The organism is Mycoplasmatota bacterium (genome assembly GCA_018394295.1).
GTDB lineage: Bacteria > Bacillota_I > Bacilli_A > Haloplasmatales > Haloplasmataceae > JAENYC01.
In genome coordinates this window covers 2194845-2219688 of the sequence record CP074573.1, presented here as the reverse complement: position 1 = coordinate 2219688, position 24844 = coordinate 2194845, and the positions used below count along the sequence as shown (strand labels likewise).

Genomic DNA, 24844 nt, shown 5'->3' with positions numbered 1-24844 from the left:
AAACTAGAGGTGATAATATGATAAAACGTCTTGGTATTTTAACATCAGGTGGAGATGCACCAGGAATGAATGCATGTATTAGAGCAATAGCTAGACAAGCATTGAAATATGGTATTGAAGTCTTTGGAATTAAAAATGGGTATGCTGGCTTAGTAAAAGGTGAGATTTTTCAACTAGAATCATTTGATGTAAGTGAAAAGTTGAATCGAGGTGGAACTTTTCTAGGTACAGCACGATTACCTGAATTTAAAAACCCTGAAGTTCGACAAATTGCGATTGAACAATTAAAAAAATACCAAATAGATGCAATTGTTGTAATCGGTGGTGATGGTTCTTTCATGGGTGCTAAAAAATTAACTGAAATGGGTGTTAAATGTATTGGTGTCCCTGGAACTATTGACAATGATATTTCATCAACAGACTATACTATTGGATTTGATACAGCTCTAAATACAATTGTTGAAGCAATTGACAAATTAAGAGATACGACATCAAGTCATTATCGTTGTAGTGTTGTTGAAATTATGGGAAGACATTGTGGCGATTTAACAATCTATGGTGGTATTGCTACTGGTGTCGAAGATTTAATTATTCCTGAAAAAGGGTTTGATATTGATGAAGTTATTTCTCGAATTGAACACGCAAAAAATAAAGGGAAAAAGCATTTTATCATAGCTTTAGCTGAATTATTAACTGATCCGATTGAACTTGCACGAAAGATTGAAGAACGTACAGGTGTTGAAACACGTGCTACAATTATCGGGCATTTACAACGTGGTGGTACACCTACCGCATCTGACCGTGTATTAGCAAGTCGTCTAGGAGCTTATTCGGTTGAGTTACTTGTTCAAGGATTAGGTGGACGTTGTGTAGGGATACACAATAATCAATTAGTTAATTTCGATATCTATGAAGCATTAGAAATGCAGAAAAGAGATAATCTTAATTTATACAACTTATGCAAAACATTATCTTAGGAGGAAATATAGTGACTAAAGAATTTAAAAAGACTAAAATTATTTGTACAATTGGTCCTAAATCAGAGAGTAAAGAGATCATGGGTCAATTAGTTGATGCAGGAATGAATGTTATCAGAATGAATTTTTCTCATGGTGACTATGAAGAACATGGGCAAAGAATCAAAAACATTCGTGAAATCAATGAAGAAAAAGGAACAAATGTTGCATTATTATTAGACACAAAAGGTCCAGAAATTCGTACACATAAATTTTCATCAGGAGATGAACCTACAATTATTACTGTAGGGACAAAAGTAAAAGTGTATATGAATGAAGTGTTAGGAACTGAAGAAAAATTTTCAATCACTTATTCAGGTTTAATTGATGATGTTGAAGTTAATGGTACAATATTAGTTGATGATGGATATTTAGAATTAAAAATTATCGATAAAGGTGAAGATAGTGAAGGTAAATATATTTTAACTGAAGCGTTAAATACACACCCAGTTAAAAATCGTCGTGGAATTAATGTTCCTGGGGCTAAATTAAACATGCCTTTTATTTCAGAAAAAGATCGAAACGATATAATATTTGCTTGTGAACAAAAACTAGATTTTATCGCAGCATCCTTTGTACGTCGTGCATCTGATGTATTAGAGATAAAAGACATTTTAAAAGCACATAATGGAGAAAATATACAATTAATTTCTAAAATAGAAAACAAAGAGGGCGTTGAAAACGCTGAAGAAATATTAGAAGTTTGTGAAGGAATCATGGTAGCTCGTGGTGATTTAGGAGTTGAAGTTCCAGCTGAAGAAGTACCAGTTATTCAAAAACGAATTATTCGTCAATGTAATGAAGTAGGGAAAATAGTTGTAACTGCAACACAAATGCTTGAATCAATGCAAAAAAATCCACGTCCTACAAGAGCTGAGGTATCTGATGTAGCCAATGCTGTATTAGATGGAACAGATGCTGTAATGTTATCAGGGGAATCAGCTGCAGGAAGTTACCCTGTACGTTCAGCTCAAACACAAGCCTTAATTGCTATGCGTTTAGAAGAAGAAATTAATCATGAGATAATGATTAATCGTGCTATTTTATCTAGTCCTCATACGATTGAATCTGCAATTGGATTATCAGTTTGTGATTCTGCTGCTGATTTAGGGGCTAGTGTGATTGTTGCTGCAACTATGTCAGGATATACTGCTCGATTAATTTCTAAATATCGACCAACATGCCCAATCATTGCTGTAACCCCATCACATGATACTGCTAGATCACTTGCTTTAAATTGGGGTGTTACTCCAGTGGTTGTGAGTGAAGTAGAGTCTAGTGAAGATTTAGTTAAGATTGCTGAGAAAGTAGCAGTTGAAGTAGCTGGTTTAGGTAAAGGTGAGATTGCCATTATCACAGCTGGTGTTGCTAAACGTAATTCTACAAACTTAATGAAAATATATGAAGTAAAATAAAGATAAATATAAGAGGTGAATAACCTCTTTTTTAATAGGTGATTATTATGACATATCAACAAAAAAAGGAGTTCGTAAAAATATTACTTATTATTTTGTTTGCCTCACTTGTATTTTTTAGTCTGCTTAGATTTTGGTATTTATTATTAGTGTCAATCATCCTTATATTACTACTAAGTTATTATTATTTTAAAATAGATAAAATTCGTGAAACAACCTTATGTTTAATAGTTAAAAATCAACATGTTTTAATGATGCTTAGAAATAAAAAGAAAGATGATGTACATATAAATAAGTATAATGGTTTGGGTGGAAAAGTAGAAAAAGGTGAATCTAAATATAACTGTGTTTTGCGTGAAGTATATGAAGAAGCAGGTATTAAATTGACGAAATACAATTATGTTGGTCAAGTAGTTTTTAAGAATTTTGGTTATGAAGTTGGTAAAGAAGTAATGTATTGTTTCGTAGGGTATGACTATGAAAATGAAATTGGTGACTGTAATGAAGGAGAATTATCCTGGATTCCAAAAGATAAAGTTATGGCTTTACCTTTATGGGAAGGTGATCAATATTTTTTAATGAATATTATTATGAATAAACCATTTAGTGCTTACTTACACTACGAAGAAGATAAAGTCATTGATTATAAAATTATATATAAATAATAAGTGAGAATTAAAAAAAAAGCGAATCTGTTTGAGGCTGCTGAAAAAGTCTCATCAAATTATGAATTGGGAAGAGTATATTAATTATTCTTCCTTTTTTCATATAAATACAACGAAAAGAAAGTGAAAAATGATATAATGAAGGTAGAAAATAATTTGAAATTGGTGATAGTATGCTACCTAATAAAGAACTTGTCTTAAGTCCATACAGTAAGTTGTATGATATTGTGGTTCCAAAGAATCATATATTAAGAAAATTTAAAGAATTAGTGGATTTTGAATTTGTTTATGAAGAATTAAAAGATAAATATACAAAGGATAATGGAGCGACAGCGAAATGTCCTATTTTTATGTTTAAATTATTATTATTAAAAGTAATGTATCCAATGTCTGACCGAGATTTAGTTGAACAAGCACAATTAAATATGGCATATAAGTATTTTTTAGAAATAGCTCCAGAAGAAACAGATATTATCCATCCAACAAGTTTAACAAAGTTTAGAAAGTTACGATTAAAAGATGGAGAATTATTAGATAAACTAATTTCAAAAACAGTAGAACTAGCACTAAACTTAGGATTAATAAAATCAAAACAAATAATAGTAGACTCAACACATACAAATAGTATGTTTAATTATAAATCACCACTTGAAATCTTAGAAGAGAAATCAAAAAATTTACGAAAAGTAGTATATAAGACTGATGAAAGTTATAAAGATAAGATGCCTGAAAAGCCAATATCAAAGAATATAGACGATCATATAAAATACTGTAATGAATTAGTTGAATTAATTAGAAATGATGAAAATTTACTAATCAGAGAAAATATTAGATTAAAAACAAACTTATTAGAAGAAATAGTAAATGATAATATTGAAGAAATAAATTCAATGGTAGAAAAGGATGCAAAAGTAGGACATAAATCAGCTGATACATCATTCTTTGGATATAAAACACATATCGCGATGGTGCCAGAACGAATTATCACAGCGGCAGTTGTGACAAGTGGAGATAAACACGATGGAAAGCAAGCAAGAGAATTATATGTGAAATCAAAAGAAACTGGAATTGAAGTTGATGCTTTTATAGGGGATGGAGCGTATTCAGAAAAAGAACTAATAGAATATGCGAAAAAAATGAATTTAAATTAGTTTCAAAATTGAGTAAAACAGTATCTAAAGGAAATAAAAGAAAATGTGAGAATTTTGAATATAATAAAGATGCGAAAAGATATGTATGTAAAGCAGGTCATATGGGAGTTAGAGTTGCACTACATGGTAAAAAGAAACATGAGATAGAAGGAACTCCATTGCGAGAAACGCATTATTTTGATGTAGAAAAATGTAAAACGTGTCCATTTAAAGAAGAATGTGGATATAAAGAAGGACAAGATAGTAGATCTTATACAGTTACATTAAAGAAGGATAATGTTCATGCAGAACATGAAAAATTTCAAGAAAGTAAAGAATTCAAAGAATTAGCAAAAGAAAGGTATAAGATAGAAGCTAAAAATTCTGAATTGAAAAATAGTCATGGATATAAAAGATGTCAATCCCATGGCCTTTTAGGTATGCAGATACAATCAGCAATGACAATATTCGCAGTAAACTTGAAAAGAATTGTAACACTAATGGGATAGAATATATCTCATTCTTTAATAGAAACAATAAAAAAGTTAGAAAATGAAGTTAAATCATTTCTAACTTTTTTTATTTAATATTAGTTATCTGAAAATAGACTAGATTTTCAGCACCCTCATCTGTTTCGCTTTTTTATTTTAAAGAAATTAGAAATAAGATAATAGATGGTCAACTACCCATCTACCATGTGCCATTCCAAGAAGAGCTATGTAATATAGAAAAAAGATAATACCGAATCCAGCTAAGACACCTGTAATTAATCTTTTATAATTATTACTTCTATAATGAGTAAAAAATTGAATTGAGCCATCTATTAGCATTGGGATAATGAGTAATATTGAAATCCAAAACTTAAGAATAAGGAAAGGGAAAAATATACCTAGTATTAAAGATATAATCCCAATAATATATCCAATAAAAATCCCCGTACAACGGCTACAGATAGGGAATTGTTTATCTTTGTAAAAAAAGGAGCGCTCTGGTAATTTATGACAATGAAAGAAGACATCAAAAAAATTTTTTTTCAAGATAATTTAAAAAACTTTCTCAAAAAGTGGGCAACACCATTATCTTTATTACTTAAGGTAATGTGTTTTGCGGCTTTTTTAACAGAATCAACCGCATTTTCCATCGCCACACCAATACCTGCATCTTTAATCATTTCAACATCATTTTCACCATCTCCGAAAGAAATTGTGCGTTCTTTTGGAATATCAAAGTAGCTTTGAATATATCGCATCGCATTTCCTTTGCTAGTTTCAGGCGTATATATTTCAATGATTTGTTGGTAATCTCCACCCCAATTTCTAAAATCTAATATGCCTTTAAAGTTTTCTGATAAAAAGGCTTCAACTTCTTGATAACAATCTGGATAAGTCAATAAAATAAAACCATTAGGATTTAAATGTAGTGTTTCCTTGAAATCTCCTATTATAATTTTCCCTCCTTCAGGATGAATAAGGGGCATAATATCTTTACTTTCTTTGTAAAGATAGATATCTTCATAATATTCACAAAAAGCATTTTCTATTAAATGATCAATCTCATTAAATACTTTAAGGATGTAGTTTAAATCAATTTCTCTTGTAATTTCATCAAAGTGAGAATTATATGGATGATGAATTAAAGCACCATTATAGTTAATGATTGGTGTTTTAAGTTCTAATTGGTCATAAAAAACTTTAGATGAACGATAAGGTCTTCCTGTTGCGATACATATTTCATGACCAAGAGCCTTCACTTGATGAATGGCTTGTATCGTTTCATCAGTCATGCTTTGCCAATCATAAAGTGTCGTTCCATCTAAATCTAATAAAATTAAATGTTTATTTTTCATTATTTCACCTCTAGTAATTGTATAAAGATTAAGAGTGTAGTTACTAGAATATACTAAAAAAATAAAATAGTCAAGGTATAGAAACTGGGATAAAAGAAAAATCACGTATATTACGTGATTAAATCATCTAAATATCTGGGTAAAGCCACCAATCATAAAGAAAAATAAATAAAAAATGATTATCCCTATAAATGGAATCAGTGTCCACATACAAACAGAATTAGCAGCATTTGGTTTTTCATCTTTCCATACTAGATATAATACTAATCCAACGATTGGACCAGAAAAAGGAACAGTGCAACAAGCAGCGATATTTGCAACAACATTTGGTTGATCAAGCTCTAGATAATCTTCCACATCTTGATAATGCTTAGTTTGTTTCACTGTTTTATGTTCAGTATGATAAGTTTGGGAAGAAGGACTAGGAGCAAACTTCAATCTTTGTTGACAACTTGTACATATAAATTGATTAGCGTTTGTAGTAAACCCACATTCTTGACAATAATCTGTCCCATTTAATGGAAGAAATCCACATTTTGTACAAGGTTCATTTATAGATTCAACTTCACTACCACAATTTCTGCAATACATATTATTAACCACCTCTCATATACTATTATTTATACTATATAAAAAAACTTTATATTAGTCAATCACTATTTGTTTTTGGTTAAATATGGTTAATAAAAACTAGTAATTATATTGACAGTGTACAGAATTTGCGTTATTATATAACTGGTTATTAGCACTCTGTATAGGTGAGTGCTAAATCAGGAGGTGTTAGCAGTGGATATTAATCAATTTACTGAGAAAATGCAACAAGCGATAAGTAGTGCTCAAAATTTAGCATTAAGTAATCATCATCAACAAGTTGAAATTGAACACTTAATGATTTCTTTAGCAAATGCTACTGAAGGATTGTTAAGACGTGTCTTTGAATTGAGTCAAAATAACAGCAAACAATTCATTTTAGAATTAAATCAATTAATTGATAGTTTACCGAAAGTAGAAAGTGAAAATCAGCAGTTATATATTTCAAATGCTTTAAATCAATTATTAATTGATGCAAATCATCATAAGAACAAATTAAAAGATGATTACTTATCAGTAGAACATGTCATTTTGGCATATTTTAAAATAAATCATTATAAACATAAAGAAATAATTAAAAAATTAGATATTCAATATAAAGAGATTGAAAAAACGATTGATAAGATAAGAGGGAATCAAAAAGTGAAAACACAAAATCCAGAAGCAAGTTATGAAGTATTAGAGAAATATGGTCGCGATTTAGTTAAAGAGGCAAAAAATCATAAAGTTGACCCTGTGATTGGTCGTGATGAAGAAATTAGAAGAGCAATTAGAATATTATCACGGAAAACAAAAAATAATCCGGTCTTAATTGGGGAACCCGGTGTAGGAAAGACAGCTATTGTAGAAGGGTTAGCTCAAAGAATTGTTAAAAATGATATTCCTGAAACTTTAAAAGATAGAACCATCTTTGAATTAGATATGGCTAGTCTAGTAGCTGGAGCTAAATATCGTGGTGAATTTGAAGAACGTTTAAAAGCTGTGCTAAATGAAATTAAACAAAGTGAAGGGAAAATTATCCTATTCATTGACGAAATTCATACAATTGTAGGTGCAGGTAAAACAGAAGGTGCAATGGATGCAGGAAATTTATTAAAACCAATGTTAGCTCGTGGAGAACTTCATTGTATTGGTGCTACAACATTAAATGAATATCGAAAATACATTGAAAAAGATTCTGCATTAGAACGACGTTTTCAAAAAGTATTAGTTGATGAACCATCAATTGAAGACACAATCAGTATTTTACGGGGGTTAAAGGAACGATTTGAGGTGCATCATGGGGTTAAAATCGCTGATAGTGCGATTATTGCTGCTGCTAGTTTATCAGAACGATATATAACTGATCGGTTTTTACCAGATAAAGCAATTGATTTAATTGATGAGGCCTGTGCAACCATACGAATAGAGATTGATTCAATGCCAGAAGAATTAGATCAAGTAACACGTAAAATTATGCAATATGAAATTGAAGAGAGAGCATTGAAGAAAGAAAAAGATCAATTATCACTGGAAAGATTAAGTAACCTTCAAAGAGAGATTGCTAATTTGAAAGATAAACATAGAGAAATGAAGGCCAAATATGAAAAAGAAAAAGCTGGGATTAATCAGTTGCAAGATGCAAAAGCAAAATTAGATAAAGCCAAACATGATTTAGAAATTGCTGAAAGTAAATATGATTTAAATAAAGCAGCTGAAATAAAATATGGTGTTATTCCTATTATTGAAAATCAAATTAGAGAATTAGGAAATAAAGAAGAGCAAAATAATATGTTAAGAGAAAATGTAACAGAGGAAGAAATCGCTGAGATTATATCACGTTGGACTAAAATTCCATTAGCAAAACTTGTTCAAGGCGAAAAAGAGAAATTACTCAATTTACAAGATATTTTACGAAAACGCGTTAAAGGTCAAGAAAAAGCAGTTGAACTCGTGGCGAATGCGATAATTAGAGCAAGAGCGGGAATTAAAGATCCAAATAAACCAATTGGTTCGTTCTTATTTTTAGGACCAACAGGGGTTGGTAAAACAGAGGTTGCAAAATCATTAGCTGAAGCTTTATTTGATAGTGAAGAACATATCGTAAGAATTGATATGAGTGAATATATGGAGAAGTTTAGTGTTTCTCGTTTAATTGGTGCTCCTCCTGGTTATGTTGGATATGAAGAAGGTGGACAGTTGACCGAAGCGGTAAGACGCAAACCATATTCAATTGTTTTACTAGATGAAATAGAAAAAGCACATCGTGAGGTATTTAATATATTACTTCAAATATTAGATGATGGGCGTATTACAGATTCTCAAGGAAGAACAGTTGACTTTAAAAATACAATCATAATAATGACATCAAATATTGGGTCATTACATTTATTAGAAAATAATATAGAAAATGCATATGACTTAATTGATAGAGAATTAAAAAATCATTTTAAACCTGAATTTTTAAATCGGATTGATGAGATTGTAAAATTTAGTCTACTAAATGAAGAAGTTATTGTTAAGGTAGTAGAAAAATTTATTGATGAATTAAAAGTTAGATTAAAGGAACAAACCATAGATATTTTAGTTAAGCCGGAAGTTTTAGAATATATCGCTAAAACAGGGTATGATTCAGTTTATGGAGCGAGACCATTGAAACGCTTTATCCAACGTCATGTTGAAACACCGATTGCTCATAAAATCATAAGTAATGAAATAAAACCACATCAAGTTATTACAATCAATATGAAAGACAGGAATATTATAATAGAATAATATAAACTATATCTATTAAATTTTCATTTTAACTTATCAATTAACTTAAATGATGTTATAATATCTCTGTTGGATGTGATTTTATGATATTAAAAATGAGTAATGAAGAAAAAAGACAAATTGTTTTAAAAGGTAATCTATATAAGGGATTATTAGTTTTATCTATTCCAATTGTGGTTAACAATTTGATGCATACCTTATATAATCTTGCAGATACTTTATGGGTCTCTAAGATAAGTAAGGCTGATACAGAAGTATCGGCTATTAGTCTTGTTTGGCCTGTTTTAATGCTATTTATAGCCTTTGGAATGGGAATACAAATTGCCGGAACCTCATTAATGAGTCAATACATAGGTGCAAATGAAAAAGAAAAAGCCAGTAAGTTGGCAAGTCAAATTTTTATGTTTTCTTTTTTAATTGGACTATTAATGATGGTACTGGCCTATTTATTTGCGCCATCTATTTTGCATTTAATGAGAGATAATAAGGATCCAGAAACATATATATTAGGTTTAAGTTATTTAAGGATTATGTTTATAGGGATATCTTTAGATTTTTGTTTGTTAGTGTTTACGTCAATGCGTCAAGCCTATGGTGATACCTTAACGCCGGTATTGTTTACAGGGAGCTCAGTTATCTTAAACGTTTTATTAGATCCGTTATTTATAATAATATTTAAATTAGGTGTTCCAGGAGTTGCTTATGCAACTATTTTAGCTAAATTAATTGTAATGCCTTTTTGGTTACATAAAGCCTTTCTTGATAAAAAAAGTATTCATCTTATTATAAAACATATGAAATTGAAATGGAAAATGGTTAAAAAGATTGTGAAGGTAATGATACCAGCATCATTTAGTGGATCATTAACTGCATTAGGCTTTACCGTATTAAATGCATTTATTATTTCATATGGAGATTCTACAATGGCTGCTTTTGGTATAGGAAACCGGATTACAAGCTTAATTATGATGCCAGCGATGGGAATTGGAAGTGCGTTAGCATTTTATATAGGTCAAAATATAGGTAATGAGAATTATAAACGCGCAAAGGAATCATTTTATACATCACTAAAATTAACACTACTTATGATGTTTATAGGGATGGTGATTATATTACCTTATCCTGTTAGGATAAATATCGTTAAGATTTTTTTACGAGAAGAAGAATCCATTACATTAGCTGTAACTTATATGATGTTTGTGGGACTTAATATTCCACTTATGGGTATATTCCAAAATTTCAATGGCGTATTTGTAGGGTCTGGTAAGAGTATTTATTCATTTATTATGTCAATGACAAGATTATGGGGGATAAGGATTCCTTTAATACTTATTTTTAAGCATTTTACTAATCTTGGTAGTAGTGGTATTTGGTATGCAATGGTACTGAGTAATGTTATAGTTTGTATATTAGGGTTGTTTTTGTATAAGTTTGGTGAGTGGAAAAGAAAAATTGTATAATAAAATAATACAAAAGTGAATATACATTAGTATGCTCACTTTTTTAAAAATAAGTAGCATATAATTAACGAAAGAAATACCGAAATTAGGTTGTTACAATTATATGTAGAAATGAATTGCTAGACATAAAATTAATGCAATTAATATAACTTATCTAAGAAGTAGAATGGCTTAATAAACAAGTTAATCGAAATAGAAGATATGAACTTTCTATTTGAAATCTACTTTAGAAGTATAAGAAATTATAAAGTTGTTGAAGGAATAATTAATAATAAAAAACCCAAAAAAACCATATTTTTTCTCAAAAATCTAGAGATTTTTTTTTCGATTTTGTCGGATATCATAGTTATTATTAATAAATTTTGATAATCAGTAAACTAAAATAATAATATCATTGACAAACTATACTGAGTAATGTAAAATTATAATAACCTATATAAGGTAATAAAGAAGGAGGAATAGAAAGTATGAAAAGATTTTTTACCTTGGTATTATTAGTTGTTTTTGCATCAGTTTTAGTAGCTTGTAATGACAATAAAACAACTAAAGACAAAGATAATGAAGAAGTTATCAATACAGTGATTAGTAATTTGGAACTTCCAGATTTAACTGCTGTTACTCAAAACTTCGATTTACCAGCCTCTGATTCAGAATCTGGTGTTTCATTTACATGGACATCTGGTAATGAACAAGTTTTAAAGATTCAAAATAATGTGGCTGAGATTACTAGACCAGCAGTTGGTCAAAGTGATGCTACTGTTAAGTTAATTTTAATTGCAACAAAAGGTGATGCTTTCAAAACTAAAGAATATTCACTTACTGTAATAGCTACACCCCAAGGTGCTCAAGCAAAATTGGATGAAGCTGTAACTGGATTAGATATCACATCAGTAAATGATATTACTAATATCGTTGAAAATTCATTCAGTTTAAATGCTATATCAACAGTTCATGATTCAGTAAATATTGTTTGGACCTCTAGTAATGATGCTGTAGTTTCATTAGCAGAACCTGGTACTAGTGGTATTCAAATCGCTACTGTAACTAGAACTGAAAATGATGAAAATGTTACTTTAACAGCTACTTTAACTATTGATGACAATGGAAATACTTTAACTGAAACAAAAACATTTGATTTAGTTATTACTAAGTTAGCAGATACTGATGAAGGAAAAGTAGCAGAAGTTAAAGAAAACTTACGTTTATTTAGAATTGACTTTGTTATTGGGGATTTAACACTTCCAACTACTGGTGCTTATAATATTCCAATTGTATGGGAAAGTAACAATACAGTTGCTGTATCAATTGCTGGTGGAGTTGCTAATGTTACTAGACAAGAACTAGATACTGAAGTAACATTAACGGCTACTATTACATTAAATGATGTTACTGAAACAAAAACATTTAGAGTATTTGTAATAGGAACAGGAAATACTTATACATATAGAGAATATACTGCTGGAGAATCTATTATTAACCCACATGCTACTACAGCAGGTGTAGCTAGTGATTTATATGATTATATCACAGCTGGATTATATAAAGGTGACTTTGATTGGGCAAGTGCTGGATTACAAGTTGGAGATTTCAGAAACATGGATTTATTAAATTATGATAGACTTCCTTATCTAGCAAAAAGTTTACCTATTGATGTTAATGGTGATCAAAAGACATGGAATATTGAATTAAGAGAAGATTTAAAATGGGAAGACGGTACACCAATTACAGTAGATGATTATTTATATGCATATAAGATGTTAATTGATCCTAAATTAGTTAATGACAGAGCTTCTAATTTATATCAAGATATACCTGTAGTTAATGCAGAAGATTATTTCTTCCAAGGTACTGGATATAAGGGATGCTATGTAATGTATGATAATCAAGTTGAAGGTTCTTTAGTAACTTCAATTAGCGAAGACGCATGTACAATTGAATACTTAGGTGAACATGAAACATCTAGAACTGTTCAAAATTATCCAGAAACTTTAGATTTCTCTGAGGTTGGAGTTCATAAAGTTAATGATCATACACTTCAATTTGTTTTACAAGATCCTCTTACAAGTTGGGATTTACGTGGACAATTAACTAGTGGAATTACTGGTCCTGTACATGAAGGATTATATGAAGCTGGAATGAATCCTGAACGTACTAGAACTACTTATGGAACAAGTGCTGATACAATTATGTCATATGGTCCATATAAATTAGTGACTTGGGAAACAGAAAAACTTTATTTGTATGAAAAAAATGAACATTTCTTTGATAAAGATAATTATAGATTTGACAAAATAAGAGATGATGTTATTGGTGATCAATCAGCTTATGTTTCAGAGTTCAAAGAAGGTCGTCTTGATATAGCTGGTGTTGGTGGAGATTACTATGATGAATTTAAAGAAAATCCTAATGTTAAATTATCACCAACTACACAAACATACCGTTATTATTTCAATATTGCTGATAGACCAGATGAAAATACTAATCCAATGATGAAATATGACAAATTCCGTGAAGGTATATATTACGCTATTAACCGAGAAGAAATGTCTAATACTGTAGTAGCACCTTCATTCCCTCAACAAGCATTATTAACATCTAAATATATAATTGCTGATTTCTCTACAATATCATTTAGAGGAACAGAACAAGGTGAATCAGTAATAGCTGATAGAAGTCCAGAAACATTTGGATATGATCCAGAGTATGCTTTAGAATTATTCAATGATGCATATGCTGAAGCAGTTGCTGCTGGTGATATTACAGATGGTGAAAAAGTTACTATTGAATTAGCTATGTATGATTCAGAGAGAAACTGGACATTAAATCGATGGGTTAAAAATTGTGTTGAAACTTCATTTGATGCAGTTGAAGGTGGATCAAATGAAGGTAAATTTGAATTCGTTATCCAACCGTATTCAGGTGATGCATTAGACGCAGTTACTGATGCTGGTAATTTTGATATGTCATTTGGTGCATGGTATGGCATGGACTTCTGGCCTATTGAATTAATTGGTTATGTTTATAACAACCATCAAGCCTATATGCAAGAAAAAGGATTTACTCCTGGTGATACTGAACTTACTGTAGAATTACCATATAAAAATGCAGGTAAAGAAGATATCTCTGAAACAAGAACTTATGATGAATGGTTCCAAGCTGTTCAACCAGGTGGAGATTTGTATGATGTGTATGAAGGTAAAGATTTAGATTGCCTAAATATATTAGCTGCTATGGAAAAAAGTGTATTAGATTTATATATGAATGTGCCATTATATTCAGCAGTTACAACTGTAGTATATTCTGACAGTATCGTATTTGAAAGTCCTGAATTCCATAACTGGATGGGTTGGGGCGGACTTAAATATATGTACAAAAATGAACCTGACGTAGTATCATAGAAATATATTTAAATTAAAAACAATCAGTTATAAACTTACAACCCTGAGGATTTAATTCTTTGGGGTTGTATTTATTATTTGAAATAGGAGGTAAAATTGTGTTTGAGTATATTTTGAAAAGACTAGGTTTGATGTTCATAACTGCTCTAATCATTATAACAATTATCTTTGTAACGATTAGAATGATGCCAGATTTTGACAAACCTGTACTTGGACAAGATCCGAAAATTATTGAGAGAATTAGAAAAGAAGAAGGATTAGACAAATCTATCCCAGAACAATATGGAATTTGGATTAAAAATATTGTAACTGAATTTAAGTGGGGATGGTCCACTAGTAAACAAAATGACGTAGTAGATGAAGTTGTACATAGAATCCCTGTTTCTGCTTCAATTTCTATAGTTCCGTTTTTGTTTTCAGTTCCTCTTGGATTTGGTCTTGGTATTTTAGCTGCATTAAGGAAAAATAAAGGTATCGACCATGTCATTTCATTAGGGGTCATTTTCTTTATTAGTTGTCCTGGTTTTGTTGTTGCATCTTTATTGCAATACTATTTCGCGTATGAATTAGAATGGGTATTGCCATTTTATGCTGCGAAGGCAGATGTAGCAGTTAATCCATCTTTAAGATTTACCACAATATTATTGCCTTGGTTATCTATGGTATTTGGAGCTGTAGCAGGTTTCACACGTTTCACACGTGCAGAACTAACTGAGGTACTAACATCGGAATTTATGTTATTATGTAGAACTAAAGGTCTTACCAAAAGACAAGCAACATTACGTCATGCTATGAGAAATTCAATGGTACCTTTAGCACCAATGATTATTGGGGGGCTAATTGGATCATTATTTGGTTCACTAATAGTTGAAAAAATATATGTTATTCCGGGTGTTGCAAATAGTTACTTAGAAGCTTTTGGAGCTAGAGACTATCCATTAATAATGTTTTTGAGTGTTATGTATTTAGTGATAGGTTTATTAGCAACTTTATTTGTTGATATATCATATAGTGTTATTGATCCACGAATTAGAGTTGGAGGTGGAAAACGATGAATAATGAAAAAATATTAGATAAGTCTAAATTTACCTTAGTTCAGCAAGATAAAGTCATTTATGATGAAAAGATTGAAACTGAACCGATAGGTTATTTTAAAGATGCTTGGATTCGTTTTAGAAAAAATAAAGTATCTGTTTTAGCTTTCATTATATTAATGATTATCTTTTTCTTTACTCTTTTCGGTCCGTATCTTAATAGTTATAGCTTTAATGACAAAGACGTGAGAATCGCTACTCTACCACCAAGAATTCCTGGAATTGAAAAATTAGGGATATTTGATGGAACTAAAGTGTATAAAGATTATACTATGACACGATATACTCAAATTCCTGAAGATATTGTTATAAGTACCTCTAATGTACATACAAAGCCAAGATGTGATGGAAATCCATATGGTGATGTATGTTATAAGAATGGTGTTGAAATTCCATGGACATACACTACTTTTATGGATATTAAAGTTGATGATTATAAGTATAGAAATTGGATTAATTCTCATGATGAGAAAAAATATTTAACCTTGAGTCAAAGTCAATTTGAAGAGGTTGATCCTAGTATTATAATTGGAACACCTGAAGAAATTAGTGCTAAAATGGTTAGATATGTAGCACTTGATGAAAATGGTGTGGAGAAGGAATATATTGTATCATTAGAAACATTTTCCTCAATAGACCCTGATACTGTAATTAGTGAAGAACATTATACTAGAACTATGTATAAATTATATGTTGATTATTGGCAGTATATGGGATATGAAGAAGGAGAAATGCCATATTTTTGGTTTGGTACAGACCAAGAAGGACGTGACTTATTTACTTCTATTTGGATTGGTACAAGAACATCTTTCATTGTTTCGTTCACAGTTGCTACAATAAACATTATGATTGGTATTGTTTTGGGAGCAATTTGTGGATACTATGGTGGAAAAGTAGACTTATATTTACAACGTATATTTGAGATTGTATCAGAAATTCCTTTGTTAGCAGTGCTTACCATTCTGATATTACGTTTTGGTAGTACAATGTGGGTTGTAGTATTAGCATTTACTTTGACAGGTTGGGTAGGTACATCAAGGATGGTGCGTGCTCAATTCTATCGATATAAAAATAGAGAGTATGTGTTAGCAGCAAGAAGTTTAGGAGCATCAGATGTTCGAATTATGGCTAGACATATATTTCCAAATGCACTTGGTATGATTATTACATCTACCGTATTGCAAATACCATTTATTATTTTCACTGAATCAAATTTCTCATTCTTATCAATTATTAACTATGGTACAACTACTAGTCTCGGTAGAATAATTAGTTATGGTCAAGAAGTAATGAATACTAGTGTGCATATATTATTATTCCCTGGAATAATTATTTCACTATTGATGCTATCTTTTAATATGTTTGGTAATGGACTAAGAGATGCATTTAATCCATCGTTAAGGGGAGTTGAAGAATAATGGCTGAGACAATATTAGAAGTTAAAGACTTAGCTATCTCTTTTAAGACTGTAAATGGTACAGTTAAAGCTGTTCGAAATGTTAGTTTTAAACTAAAAAAAGGTGAAACATTAGCTATAGTAGGAGAAAGTGGTAGTGGAAAAAGTGTAACCAGTCGTGCAATTCTGGGAATTTTAGCTGGAAATTCTATTTATGAAGGTGGGTCAATTTTTTATGACGGTCAAGATTTGATGAAAATTAAAGAACCTGACTTTCATAAAATTAGAGGTACTAAAATCTCTATGATTTTCCAAGATCCAATGTCTAGTTTAAATCCAATAATGAAAGTTGGAAAACAAATTTCTGAGGCACTGTATCTTAAATTAGGTTTAACAAAAGCGGAAGCTAAAAAAAGAACTATAGAATTAATGACAGAAGTTGGAATCGATCAACCAGAAAAAAGATATTATCAATATCCTTTTCAATTTTCTGGTGGGATGAGACAACGTATTGTTATCGCAATTGCTCTAGCAAATAATGCAGAAATTTTAATCTGTGACGAACCAACTACCGCTTTAGATGTTACAATTCAGGCACAAATTCTTGAATTAATTAACAAAATCAAGAAAGAAAGAAATTTATCTGTTATCTTTATTACACATGATTTAGGTGTAGTTGCTAATATGGCAGATAGAGTTGCAGTTATGTATGCTGGAAAAATTGTTGAATATGGTAATGTTGAAGAAATTTTCTATCAACCAAAACATCCATATACATGGGCATTATTATCAGCAATGCCAGATTTAGATTCCAAAGAAAAGTTATTTACAATCCCTGGCACACCACCAGACATGCATTTTCCTCCTAAAGGAGATGCATTTGCAGCTAGAAATAAGTATGCATTACAGATAGACTTTGAAGAACAACCTCCAATGTTCAAAATTTCTGAATCCCATTACGCAGCAACTTGGTTATTACATGAATTAGCACCAAAAGTTGAAATGCCAAAAAGTTTAAAAAATCGTATTGAGCGATTAAAAAATGGGAGGGGTAACTAATGAAGAAAGTTGAATCTCCGATTTTAGAAGTCAAAAACTTAAAACAACATTTTGATGTAGGAACAGGTAGAAAACATATATTTGTGAAAGCAGTTGATGGAGTTAGTTTTTCACTTAAAAAAGGAGAAACCTTAGGATTAGTTGGTGAATCTGGTTGTGGAAAGACAACTACAGGAAGATCAATTATTAATTTATACAATATTACTGATGGTGAAGTAATTTTAAATGGTGTTAAAATTGCACAGGGAACAGCAAGTTATGTTAAAGAGATTAAAAGACTTAAAGCGGAATTAAAAGCAAAGAAATCTGAAAAAGCAGCTAATATATGTGAATTAGCTAAAAAATCTAAAATTAGAATTTCAGAATTAAAATCAAAAATAAGAGAAGCAAAGCATTTAAATAATGAAAATAAACATTACTATGATAAAATTCAAATGATCTTTCAAGATCCTATAGCTTCCTTAAACCCACGTATGACCGTTAAAGAAATTATTGCTGAAGGTTTAAGAATTCACGGTGAGAAAGATGACAAGGTAATTAAACAAAAAGTTTCAGATATACTTCAAATCGTAGGTTTATTACCTGAGCATGCCTTCCGTTATCCACATGAGTTCTCTGGTGGGCAAAGACAGCGTATTGGTGTTGCTAGAGCTCTAGTTATCGAACCAGAAATTCTGATTGCTGATGAACCAATAAGTGCATTAGATGTTTCAATTCAAGCACAGGTTATAAATTTATTGAATGATTTAAAAGAAAAATTAGGTTTAACTGTTTTATTTATTGCTCATGATTTGTCAGTTGTTAAATATTTTTCTGATCGAATCGCAGTTATGTATTTTGGAAAAATAGTTGAAGTAGCTGATAGTAAAGAATTGTTTTTAAATCCTTTACATCCTTATACTAAATCTTTATTATCTGCAATTCCTATTCCTGATCCTTTGAGTGAAAGAAATAGACAACGTATACATTATGATCAATCCTCACATAATTATGATGAGAATAATCAACCATCTTTAGTGGAGATAAAACCAGGACATTTTGTATCTGCTTCACCTAGTGAATTGGAAGAGTACAAAAAAATAATTAAATAGTCGACATTAAAGAGATGAGATATCTCAAAAATTTTAATCCTATAAATGGTGGGTGATTAAATGTCAATAGGTAAAATCATATTTATGATATTTAGCATAGTATTTACAATATTAATATTACTATTTGGTGCTAGATACGATTTAATAGGCTGGATTAATGCAACTTTTTCTAGTGGTATTATTTTATTTGGCGTTGGTATCTTAATTTATGTTAGTGGTGAAGGTATATTTGATATAGCAATTTTTGGAACAAAAAAGTTTTTCAAAAGTATTTTCTCACGCAATAATAACATGGGTTCATATTATGAATATCACGTAGAAAGAAGTGAAAGAGAAAAAATTCCAGTAGGAATAATCCTATTTACAGGATTGATTTATATGGGAATATCCTTTTTATTACTTTATATATTTTATCATTAGTATTAATTATCTAACAAACTGAAATATTAGGGTTTAAGCAATTTTTCTTAAACCAATATATTTGAAAATATTTTTATATGCATATAAAAAACAACATGTTAAGCATGTTGTTTTTTGGTTAAACGGCGTTTACCTCAAGGCAAAGTTATAAGACGGTAGGTCTTGCTTTTTTACATCAAATACTTTTATGACTAGGACTAGTGAGCAAGAAGTCAATAAAAAGTCATATTAGTAGATATATAAATGAAAGAACTGAACTGATGTATGAAAGTAAAAAATGAAAAAAGAAAACCTTACTTAGAAGGCAGTTAGAAGAGCACGATATAGTAAAAAAGTTAGTTTATCCTTAATTTTCTATAAGAATATGAATATATGGAATCGTTCAGTACAAAACGGTATGTAATGGTAGTGTGAAAGGTCGAAAAAAAAGGAGAAAAATGATATATTTTCTCCTACTAGATTAAATTAGAAATAAAAATAGAAATTCTTATTTTCTTTGTAAACCAATACGTTTATAGACCTTCATTATTTTTTTATAAGTTATTTTTCTAGCTTTTTCAGCGCCTTTATCTAATATATCATCTAATTCGTCAGAGTTTCTAATTTTATTAAATCGATTTTGAATTGGTATGATGAATTCAACTAATGTATCAGCTACTTCTTTTTTAAATTGACCATAATTCGATTCTTTAAATTGCGTTTCAAGGTCATCAATTGATTTATTTGATATTATTGATAAGATAGTTAATAAATTACTAATACCTGGTTTATTTACTTTATCATAGTGAACAGATGAACCACTATCAGTGACAGCTGACATAACTTTTTTATGGATAACTTTAGGGTCATCTAACATTAATATACATCCTTTGTTATTATCACTTTTACTCATTTTTTTCAATGGATTTTGTAAATCCATTATTCTAGCGCCTACTTTAGGTACATAATGTTCAGGAATAACAAATGTTTCACCATATTTATTATTAAAGCGGGTTGCAATATCTCTTGCTATTTCAACATGTTGTTTTTGGTCTTCTCCAACAGGTACCAAATCTGCATCATATAGTAATATGTCAGAAGCCATTAAAACAGGATAAGTATATAACCCACATGATAAACCATCAGTTCCCTGTTTTTGCGATTTATCTTTGAATTGGGTCATGCGGTTTAATTCACCGATATAAGTATTACACTCTAATATCCAACTAAGTTGCACATGAGCTGGAACTTCAGATTGTACAAATACAGTAGAGATATCTGGATTTATTCCACAGGCAATATATAAAGAAGCGATATCTTTTGTTCGTTTTTTAAGTTCAAGTTTTTTTTGTGGTACAGTGATTGCATGTAGGTCAACGATACAAAAATAACAGTCGTAGTCTTTTTGTAGCTTAACAAAATTTGAGACCGCACCAATATAATTTCCTAATGTTAAATCACCACTAGGTTTAATTCCTGAAAATATTGTTTTCATAACATTCCTGCCTTTATATAAATTTTATTAATTAATTATAACACCTTTTTGATAAAAAGTGAATCTCAATATACTTTCAGTTTTATTTGAGTTAGTCTTTGCTATTTTGTGAAAAAATTACTAAAGTATAAAGATAGTGTAGAAAATCGCCTACCTTTATGATATAATGTAATTGAGGAAATAGGATATTTGTAAGTATTTTAGTAGTAGATATAAGTATATTGAAGGAAGGTTTAAATAAATGGTAACCATATTTACAACGCCTAGTTGTGCTTCTTGTCGTAAGGCTAAAAAATGGTTTGAAGAATATAAAATAAAATATGAAGAGGTTAATATATTTAATACTAAATTAACCAAGGCTGATATTATTCATATATTAGATAAAACAGAAAATGGGTTTGATGATATTATTTCAACACGCTCTAAAATAATCAGTCAAAATAATATTGATATTAATAATATGAAAATGAATGAGCTTTTAGACTTTATAATTCAAAATCCAAGTATTTTACGTAGACCTATTATTATTGATGATAAGAGGCTTCAAATCGGTTATAATGATGAAGAAATTAGAACTTTTTTACCTAGACACATTCGTGAACAATTAATGTGTGATGGTGAGATTTGTCGAAAACAAAATAGAACTTGTGATTATATAGAAGCATTAAAAGAAGCGTTAAAAATAACTGTATAAAAAATCTCTGACATTTCAGAGATTTTTTTTATAATTATAGGCTCGTACTATTTTGTTTTTCGTTTTTATTCTCGGAATTTTGAATGACGCTAATAATTCCTGAAATATCTTCTTACCATTATTATATTCGTTGGTTTCTAGTTCTATCTCGTAATCCCAATGATTATAATAGAAAGATTTGTCTATAGCGATTAAATTACCTAAATATGGGATTTCATAACGGTAAGTGGTTAATGAGGCTAATTCATAAAGTGCATCATTTATTTCTAGTTCTTGTAGCTTATTGAAAACTTCACCTTTATTCAATTTATGATGTTGTATAATATCAGATAAATCATTTTCCGTAATTATATCTGTTGTTTCTAAGATTCCAACTTTTTGTTTTTGTTTTAAAGTAAGCTCAATTGTTTGTTTCTTAATCCTAGCTCTTAAAGCAGTTTTTTGTTTTTTCAATATTAAATCTTTTGTATCAAAGTAAATGTTGACTTGTTTTATCATTGATTCAGGCAAAGGATTGAAGTGGTCAATAATTTTCTCATATTCTGTTTTTGTTAAACTATTTTTAAATTCTATTTCAAGATTTTGTGACATTTTCCATTCTCCTTGTTTATTATATATTATTATTTTAATAAATTATTTTTGTGAAATCAATAATTTATGGTAAAATAAAGGTGATAGGGGAATGAATAAACCTTTAAAAGAGAAGGATGGTGAATCCGGTTTTACGGAGAATATATGGTTTATATACATAATTGGGATGAATTTCTTCAACCCTATGAGTTAACTGTTCATGAATTAAAATTAAAATTAGAAGGAATAAGAGCTCAATATTGGAAAAAGAATATTCATTCACCGATAGAATCTGTTCGAGTTCGAGTGAAGACAATCAATAGTATAATTGATAAATCTAAGCGAATGTCATTACGACTTGATGAAATTGGTGAAAAAATGCATGATATTGCTGGTGTAAGAATTACTTGTCAGTTTGTTGAAGATATTTATTCAGTTGTCGCTTTATTAAAAAAGCGAAGTGATATTGAAATTGTCTATGAGCGAGATTATGTTACTTATCCAAAAGAAAGTGGATATCGATCTTATCATTTACATGGTTATTATAACTTAGAGACAATTGATGGTACAAGAAAAGTGCTATTTGAAGTACAAATCCGTACAATGACTATGAATGTATGGGCTACTGTTGAACATTCGTTAAATTATAAATATGAAGATGAAATTCCTGAGGAGATTAAAGAGAAACTAATAAAAGCAGCTGAGGCTGCTGTGAGTTTAGATGAACAAATATCTCAGATAAGAAATGAAATAAGAGAAGCTCAGCAACAATTTGTTTTAAAGAAATTAAGTCAATTTAAAGGTTATGATGATGATAATTAATAATGGAGGGCATTATGAAATATGCGATTATAACAAGAGGTGATCCATTTTCTGAAGAAGTTGTCACCAAATTACACAAACGGCTGACTCAGATAAATTTTATAAATGACCAACAAAATCCGAATATTATCATCACCGTTGGTGGAGATGGAACGATGCTTAAAGCGGTTCATCATTATATAAATAAAATAGATGAAGTGGTTTTTGTAGGTGTTCATACTGGGAAATTAGGTTTTTATACAGACTTTCTCCCAGAGGACTTAGATTCTTTTATTGAAAAAATCGTTCAAAATCAATATAATGATGTATCCTTTCCACTATTAACTGCCTATGTTTATAATAAAACTTCATGCATTAAATTTTATGCATTAAATGATATTACATTAATCAATTCCTTTCATACACAACAAATTGAAGTATTTATTAATAATGAGTATTTTGAATCTTTTCAAGGGACTGGTTTATGTATTAGTACACCTACTGGTAGTTCTGCATTTAATAAATCGCTTGGCGGTGCTTTGTTGCATCCAAAAATCCAAGCTTTTCAATTAACTGAAATTGGTTCAATTAATAATAATGTTTATCGAACAATTTCTGCACCGATGATCTTTCCTAAAGAACATTTTATTACTTTAAAATCTCCTAATTTTAACGATGTTACATTAACTGTTGATCATATGCATCGTAATTTAGAAAGTTTTGAGTTTATTAAATTTGTTTTATCAGAAAAAGTTGTTCGTTTTAGGCAGTATGATAAAAATGATTTTTGGAAAAGAGTTCAGAAATCATTTTTATAGAAATAGATAGTCATTATTCATTTATAATTTAATAGATAAAGATTAAAAATGTGAATCATTATGATTCATTTTTTTAATTATCTAATTATGTATAATATCAATATATTTTTGTTAATAGATTTTTATTAACATTTGAATTGTGATATACTATATCTATATTAATTATTTTAGTAATGTAGGTGTTAATCGATGAAAGAAACGCTCAAAAAAATATATAAAGATCAATTAATTGAATCTGTTTCAGAGTATGATTTTAAAAAGTATTATTATTTTATTGATAGCAATCATCATATTTTTGGTATTTCCAAAAATACTATAACTGATAATGAATTTAAAATGATATGTAGTCAGTATGAATTATTAAGCGAGGAAATTGGGTTAGATAAATATCAGTCAATTATTAATTATTTATTTGGTGTAAGCGATGATGATATAAAATTGAAACATCTGAAGTATTATATGATTAAATTTATGAATGTTAAGGATGAAGAGACTTATCAAGAATTAAATCAATTATTAATTGGTTCATTTGATGAAAGTACCTATTTAATTAAAAAACAAAACATATATATTATGGTTGTTGATAAAGATAAAGATATTCAATTTATCGATATTTTAAAATCGATTGAAAGTGATTTCTTAATACAAATAGTTGGATATGAGAGTGATTTCTTTGACGTTAATGATTCTCTACCAAAATATTTTCAATTTGATTATAAGGCGTTTGTTTCTTATAAAAAAACAAATCATTTGGTTATTCATAAAACAAATCTAATAAATAATAATATTTTATTTAATATTGATGAAAATATAAAAAAAGATATAAAATCTTATATTTTAAAAGATTTTCAATATGATACTGAAATGCTTAATGTGATTAAAATGTATTTTGAAACAAACTTTAATTCTACACTTGCAGCGAAAAAATGTTATATGCATCGAAATACATTTATTCACAAAATTGATAAATTTATTCAACAAACTCATTTTAATGTTAGAAATTATGAAGATGCATTTATTGTATATTTAGCCCTTGTCATGTAATTTGTACAAATTGCACAATTTTTAGGGAAAATTGTTGTGCATAATTGACATTTACTTAAGAATGCATATGTCATATAATAAATGTAATAGAAATTATAGGAGGAAATA

The 24844-nt window shown here is 29.5% G+C and carries 20 protein-coding genes and 1 pseudogene; 16 read left to right on the top strand and 5 right to left on the bottom strand.

Going from position 1 to position 24844, the window contains the following annotated elements:
• Window positions 1-17 precede the first annotated feature (17 nt).
• The 4 genes and pseudogenes from pfkA to KHQ81_10165 all read left to right on the top strand — a co-directional run bounded on the left by pfkA (window position 18) and on the right by KHQ81_10165 (window position 4735).
• Entirely contained in the window at window positions 18-977 is a 960-nt protein-coding gene (gene pfkA / locus KHQ81_10180) for a 6-phosphofructokinase (protein QVK17250.1), read from the top strand.
• A gap of 11 nt (window positions 978-988) precedes the next feature.
• Window positions 989-2431, top strand: coding sequence for a pyruvate kinase (pyk, locus tag KHQ81_10175; protein QVK17249.1), 1443 nt, complete (start codon window positions 989-991; stop codon window positions 2429-2431).
• A gap of 47 nt (window positions 2432-2478) precedes the next feature.
• Window positions 2479-3096, top strand: a complete 618-nt coding sequence (locus tag KHQ81_10170) for an 8-oxo-dGTP diphosphatase (GenBank protein ID QVK17248.1) — start codon at window positions 2479-2481, stop codon at window positions 3094-3096.
• Window positions 3097-3269: 173 nt separating this feature from the next.
• Window positions 3270-4735 (top strand): annotated as a pseudogene (locus tag KHQ81_10165) (IS1182 family transposase).
• 147 nt (window positions 4736-4882) lie between these two features.
• On the opposite strand, the gene KHQ81_10160 reads toward KHQ81_10165, so the two are convergent.
• The 3 genes from KHQ81_10160 to KHQ81_10150 all read right to left on the bottom strand — a co-directional run bounded on the left by KHQ81_10160 (window position 4883) and on the right by KHQ81_10150 (window position 6663).
• Entirely contained in the window at window positions 4883-5263 is a 381-nt protein-coding gene (locus KHQ81_10160) for a DUF2085 domain-containing protein (GenBank protein ID QVK17247.1), read from the bottom strand.
• The gene (locus KHQ81_10155; GenBank protein ID QVK17246.1) at window positions 5260-6072 is read right to left on the bottom strand and encodes an HAD family phosphatase; all 813 of its coding nucleotides are present in this window, start codon (window positions 6070-6072) and stop codon (window positions 5260-5262) included. Before KHQ81_10155 ends, KHQ81_10160 begins: the two co-directional genes overlap by 4 nt.
• Window positions 6073-6195: 123 nt before the next feature.
• Complete coding sequence (locus KHQ81_10150; GenBank protein QVK17245.1) at window positions 6196-6663, bottom strand: hypothetical protein; 468 nt, start codon at window positions 6661-6663, stop codon at window positions 6196-6198.
• A gap of 195 nt (window positions 6664-6858) precedes the next feature.
• Between KHQ81_10150 and clpB the strand changes: the two genes are divergently transcribed.
• The 8 genes from clpB to KHQ81_10110 all read left to right on the top strand — a co-directional run bounded on the left by clpB (window position 6859) and on the right by KHQ81_10110 (window position 19335).
• On the top strand, window positions 6859-9417 hold the full coding sequence (clpB, locus tag KHQ81_10145; protein QVK17244.1) for an ATP-dependent chaperone ClpB: 2559 nt from the start codon (window positions 6859-6861) through the stop codon (window positions 9415-9417).
• Between the two features lie 83 nt (window positions 9418-9500).
• Window positions 9501-10877: an MATE family efflux transporter gene (locus KHQ81_10140; GenBank protein QVK17243.1), complete on the top strand. Its 1377-nt coding sequence runs from the start codon at window positions 9501-9503 to the stop codon at window positions 10875-10877.
• Between the two features lie 467 nt (window positions 10878-11344).
• Window positions 11345-14275, top strand: a complete 2931-nt coding sequence (locus KHQ81_10135) for a hypothetical protein (protein ID QVK17242.1) — start codon at window positions 11345-11347, stop codon at window positions 14273-14275.
• Between the two features lie 98 nt (window positions 14276-14373).
• Window positions 14374-15330: an ABC transporter permease gene (locus tag KHQ81_10130; protein ID QVK17241.1), complete on the top strand. Its 957-nt coding sequence runs from the start codon at window positions 14374-14376 to the stop codon at window positions 15328-15330.
• Window positions 15327-16787: an ABC transporter permease gene (locus KHQ81_10125; protein QVK17240.1), complete on the top strand. Its 1461-nt coding sequence runs from the start codon at window positions 15327-15329 to the stop codon at window positions 16785-16787. The genes KHQ81_10130 and KHQ81_10125 overlap by 4 nt, the downstream gene beginning before the upstream one ends.
• Entirely contained in the window at window positions 16787-17824 is a 1038-nt protein-coding gene (locus tag KHQ81_10120) for an ABC transporter ATP-binding protein (GenBank protein QVK17239.1), read from the top strand. The genes KHQ81_10125 and KHQ81_10120 overlap by 1 nt, the downstream gene beginning before the upstream one ends.
• Complete coding sequence (locus tag KHQ81_10115; GenBank protein QVK17238.1) at window positions 17824-18915, top strand: ATP-binding cassette domain-containing protein; 1092 nt, start codon at window positions 17824-17826, stop codon at window positions 18913-18915. The genes KHQ81_10120 and KHQ81_10115 overlap by 1 nt, the downstream gene beginning before the upstream one ends.
• A gap of 60 nt (window positions 18916-18975) precedes the next feature.
• Entirely contained in the window at window positions 18976-19335 is a 360-nt protein-coding gene (locus tag KHQ81_10110; protein ID QVK17237.1) for a DUF3899 domain-containing protein, read from the top strand.
• Window positions 19336-19822: 487 nt separating this feature from the next.
• On the opposite strand, the gene trpS is transcribed toward KHQ81_10110, so the two are convergent.
• On the bottom strand, window positions 19823-20809 hold the full coding sequence (gene trpS, locus KHQ81_10105) for a tryptophan--tRNA ligase (GenBank protein ID QVK17236.1): 987 nt from the start codon (window positions 20807-20809) through the stop codon (window positions 19823-19825).
• A gap of 241 nt (window positions 20810-21050) precedes the next feature.
• Between trpS and spx the strand changes: the two genes are divergently transcribed.
• On the top strand, window positions 21051-21503 hold the full coding sequence (gene spx, locus KHQ81_10100) for a transcriptional regulator Spx (GenBank protein QVK17235.1): 453 nt from the start codon (window positions 21051-21053) through the stop codon (window positions 21501-21503).
• Between the two features lie 15 nt (window positions 21504-21518).
• Here the strand turns inward: spx and KHQ81_10095 are convergent, their stop codons facing one another.
• Window positions 21519-22094: a CYTH domain-containing protein gene (locus tag KHQ81_10095; GenBank protein ID QVK17234.1), complete on the bottom strand. Its 576-nt coding sequence runs from the start codon at window positions 22092-22094 to the stop codon at window positions 21519-21521.
• A 144-nt stretch (window positions 22095-22238) separates the two neighbouring features.
• Between KHQ81_10095 and KHQ81_10090 the strand changes: the two genes are divergently transcribed.
• The 3 genes from KHQ81_10090 (at window position 22239) to KHQ81_10080 (ending at window position 24736) form a co-directional block, all read left to right on the top strand.
• Window positions 22239-22895, top strand: a complete 657-nt coding sequence (locus KHQ81_10090) for a GTP pyrophosphokinase family protein (GenBank protein QVK17233.1) — start codon at window positions 22239-22241, stop codon at window positions 22893-22895.
• Between the two features lie 14 nt (window positions 22896-22909).
• On the top strand, window positions 22910-23692 hold the full coding sequence (locus KHQ81_10085; GenBank protein QVK17232.1) for an NAD kinase: 783 nt from the start codon (window positions 22910-22912) through the stop codon (window positions 23690-23692).
• 189 nt (window positions 23693-23881) lie between these two features.
• Window positions 23882-24736 (top strand): helix-turn-helix domain-containing protein, encoded by an 855-nt coding sequence (locus KHQ81_10080; protein QVK17231.1) that lies wholly within the window; start codon window positions 23882-23884, stop codon window positions 24734-24736.
• Window positions 24737-24844 lie beyond the last annotated feature (108 nt).

What these genes read in the sequence shown, in the direction of transcription:
- KHQ81_10085 (QVK17232.1), top strand. Translation starts at nt 22,910, where the DNA reads ATGAAATATGCGATTATAACAAGAGGTGATCCATTTTCTGAAGAAGTT.
- KHQ81_10110 (QVK17237.1), top strand. Translation starts at nt 18,976, where the DNA reads ATGTCAATAGGTAAAATCATATTTATGATATTTAGCATAGTATTTACA.
- trpS (QVK17236.1), bottom strand. Translation starts at nt 20,809, where the DNA reads ATGAAAACAATATTTTCAGGAATTAAACCTAGTGGTGATTTAACATTA.
- KHQ81_10140 (QVK17243.1), top strand. Translation starts at nt 9,501, where the DNA reads ATGATATTAAAAATGAGTAATGAAGAAAAAAGACAAATTGTTTTAAAA.
- KHQ81_10155 (QVK17246.1), bottom strand. Translation starts at nt 6,072, where the DNA reads ATGAAAAATAAACATTTAATTTTATTAGATTTAGATGGAACGACACTT.
- KHQ81_10120 (QVK17239.1), top strand. Translation starts at nt 16,787, where the DNA reads ATGGCTGAGACAATATTAGAAGTTAAAGACTTAGCTATCTCTTTTAAG.
- KHQ81_10170 (QVK17248.1), top strand. Translation starts at nt 2,479, where the DNA reads ATGACATATCAACAAAAAAAGGAGTTCGTAAAAATATTACTTATTATT.
- KHQ81_10125 (QVK17240.1), top strand. Translation starts at nt 15,327, where the DNA reads ATGAATAATGAAAAAATATTAGATAAGTCTAAATTTACCTTAGTTCAG.
- KHQ81_10090 (QVK17233.1), top strand. Translation starts at nt 22,239, where the DNA reads ATGGTTTATATACATAATTGGGATGAATTTCTTCAACCCTATGAGTTA.
- KHQ81_10095 (QVK17234.1), bottom strand. Translation starts at nt 22,094, where the DNA reads ATGTCACAAAATCTTGAAATAGAATTTAAAAATAGTTTAACAAAAACA.
- pfkA (QVK17250.1), top strand. Translation starts at nt 18, where the DNA reads ATGATAAAACGTCTTGGTATTTTAACATCAGGTGGAGATGCACCAGGA.
- KHQ81_10080 (QVK17231.1), top strand. Translation starts at nt 23,882, where the DNA reads ATGAAAGAAACGCTCAAAAAAATATATAAAGATCAATTAATTGAATCT.
- spx (QVK17235.1), top strand. Translation starts at nt 21,051, where the DNA reads ATGGTAACCATATTTACAACGCCTAGTTGTGCTTCTTGTCGTAAGGCT.
- KHQ81_10150 (QVK17245.1), bottom strand. Translation starts at nt 6,663, where the DNA reads ATGTATTGCAGAAATTGTGGTAGTGAAGTTGAATCTATAAATGAACCT.
- KHQ81_10135 (QVK17242.1), top strand. Translation starts at nt 11,345, where the DNA reads ATGAAAAGATTTTTTACCTTGGTATTATTAGTTGTTTTTGCATCAGTT.
- KHQ81_10115 (QVK17238.1), top strand. Translation starts at nt 17,824, where the DNA reads ATGAAGAAAGTTGAATCTCCGATTTTAGAAGTCAAAAACTTAAAACAA.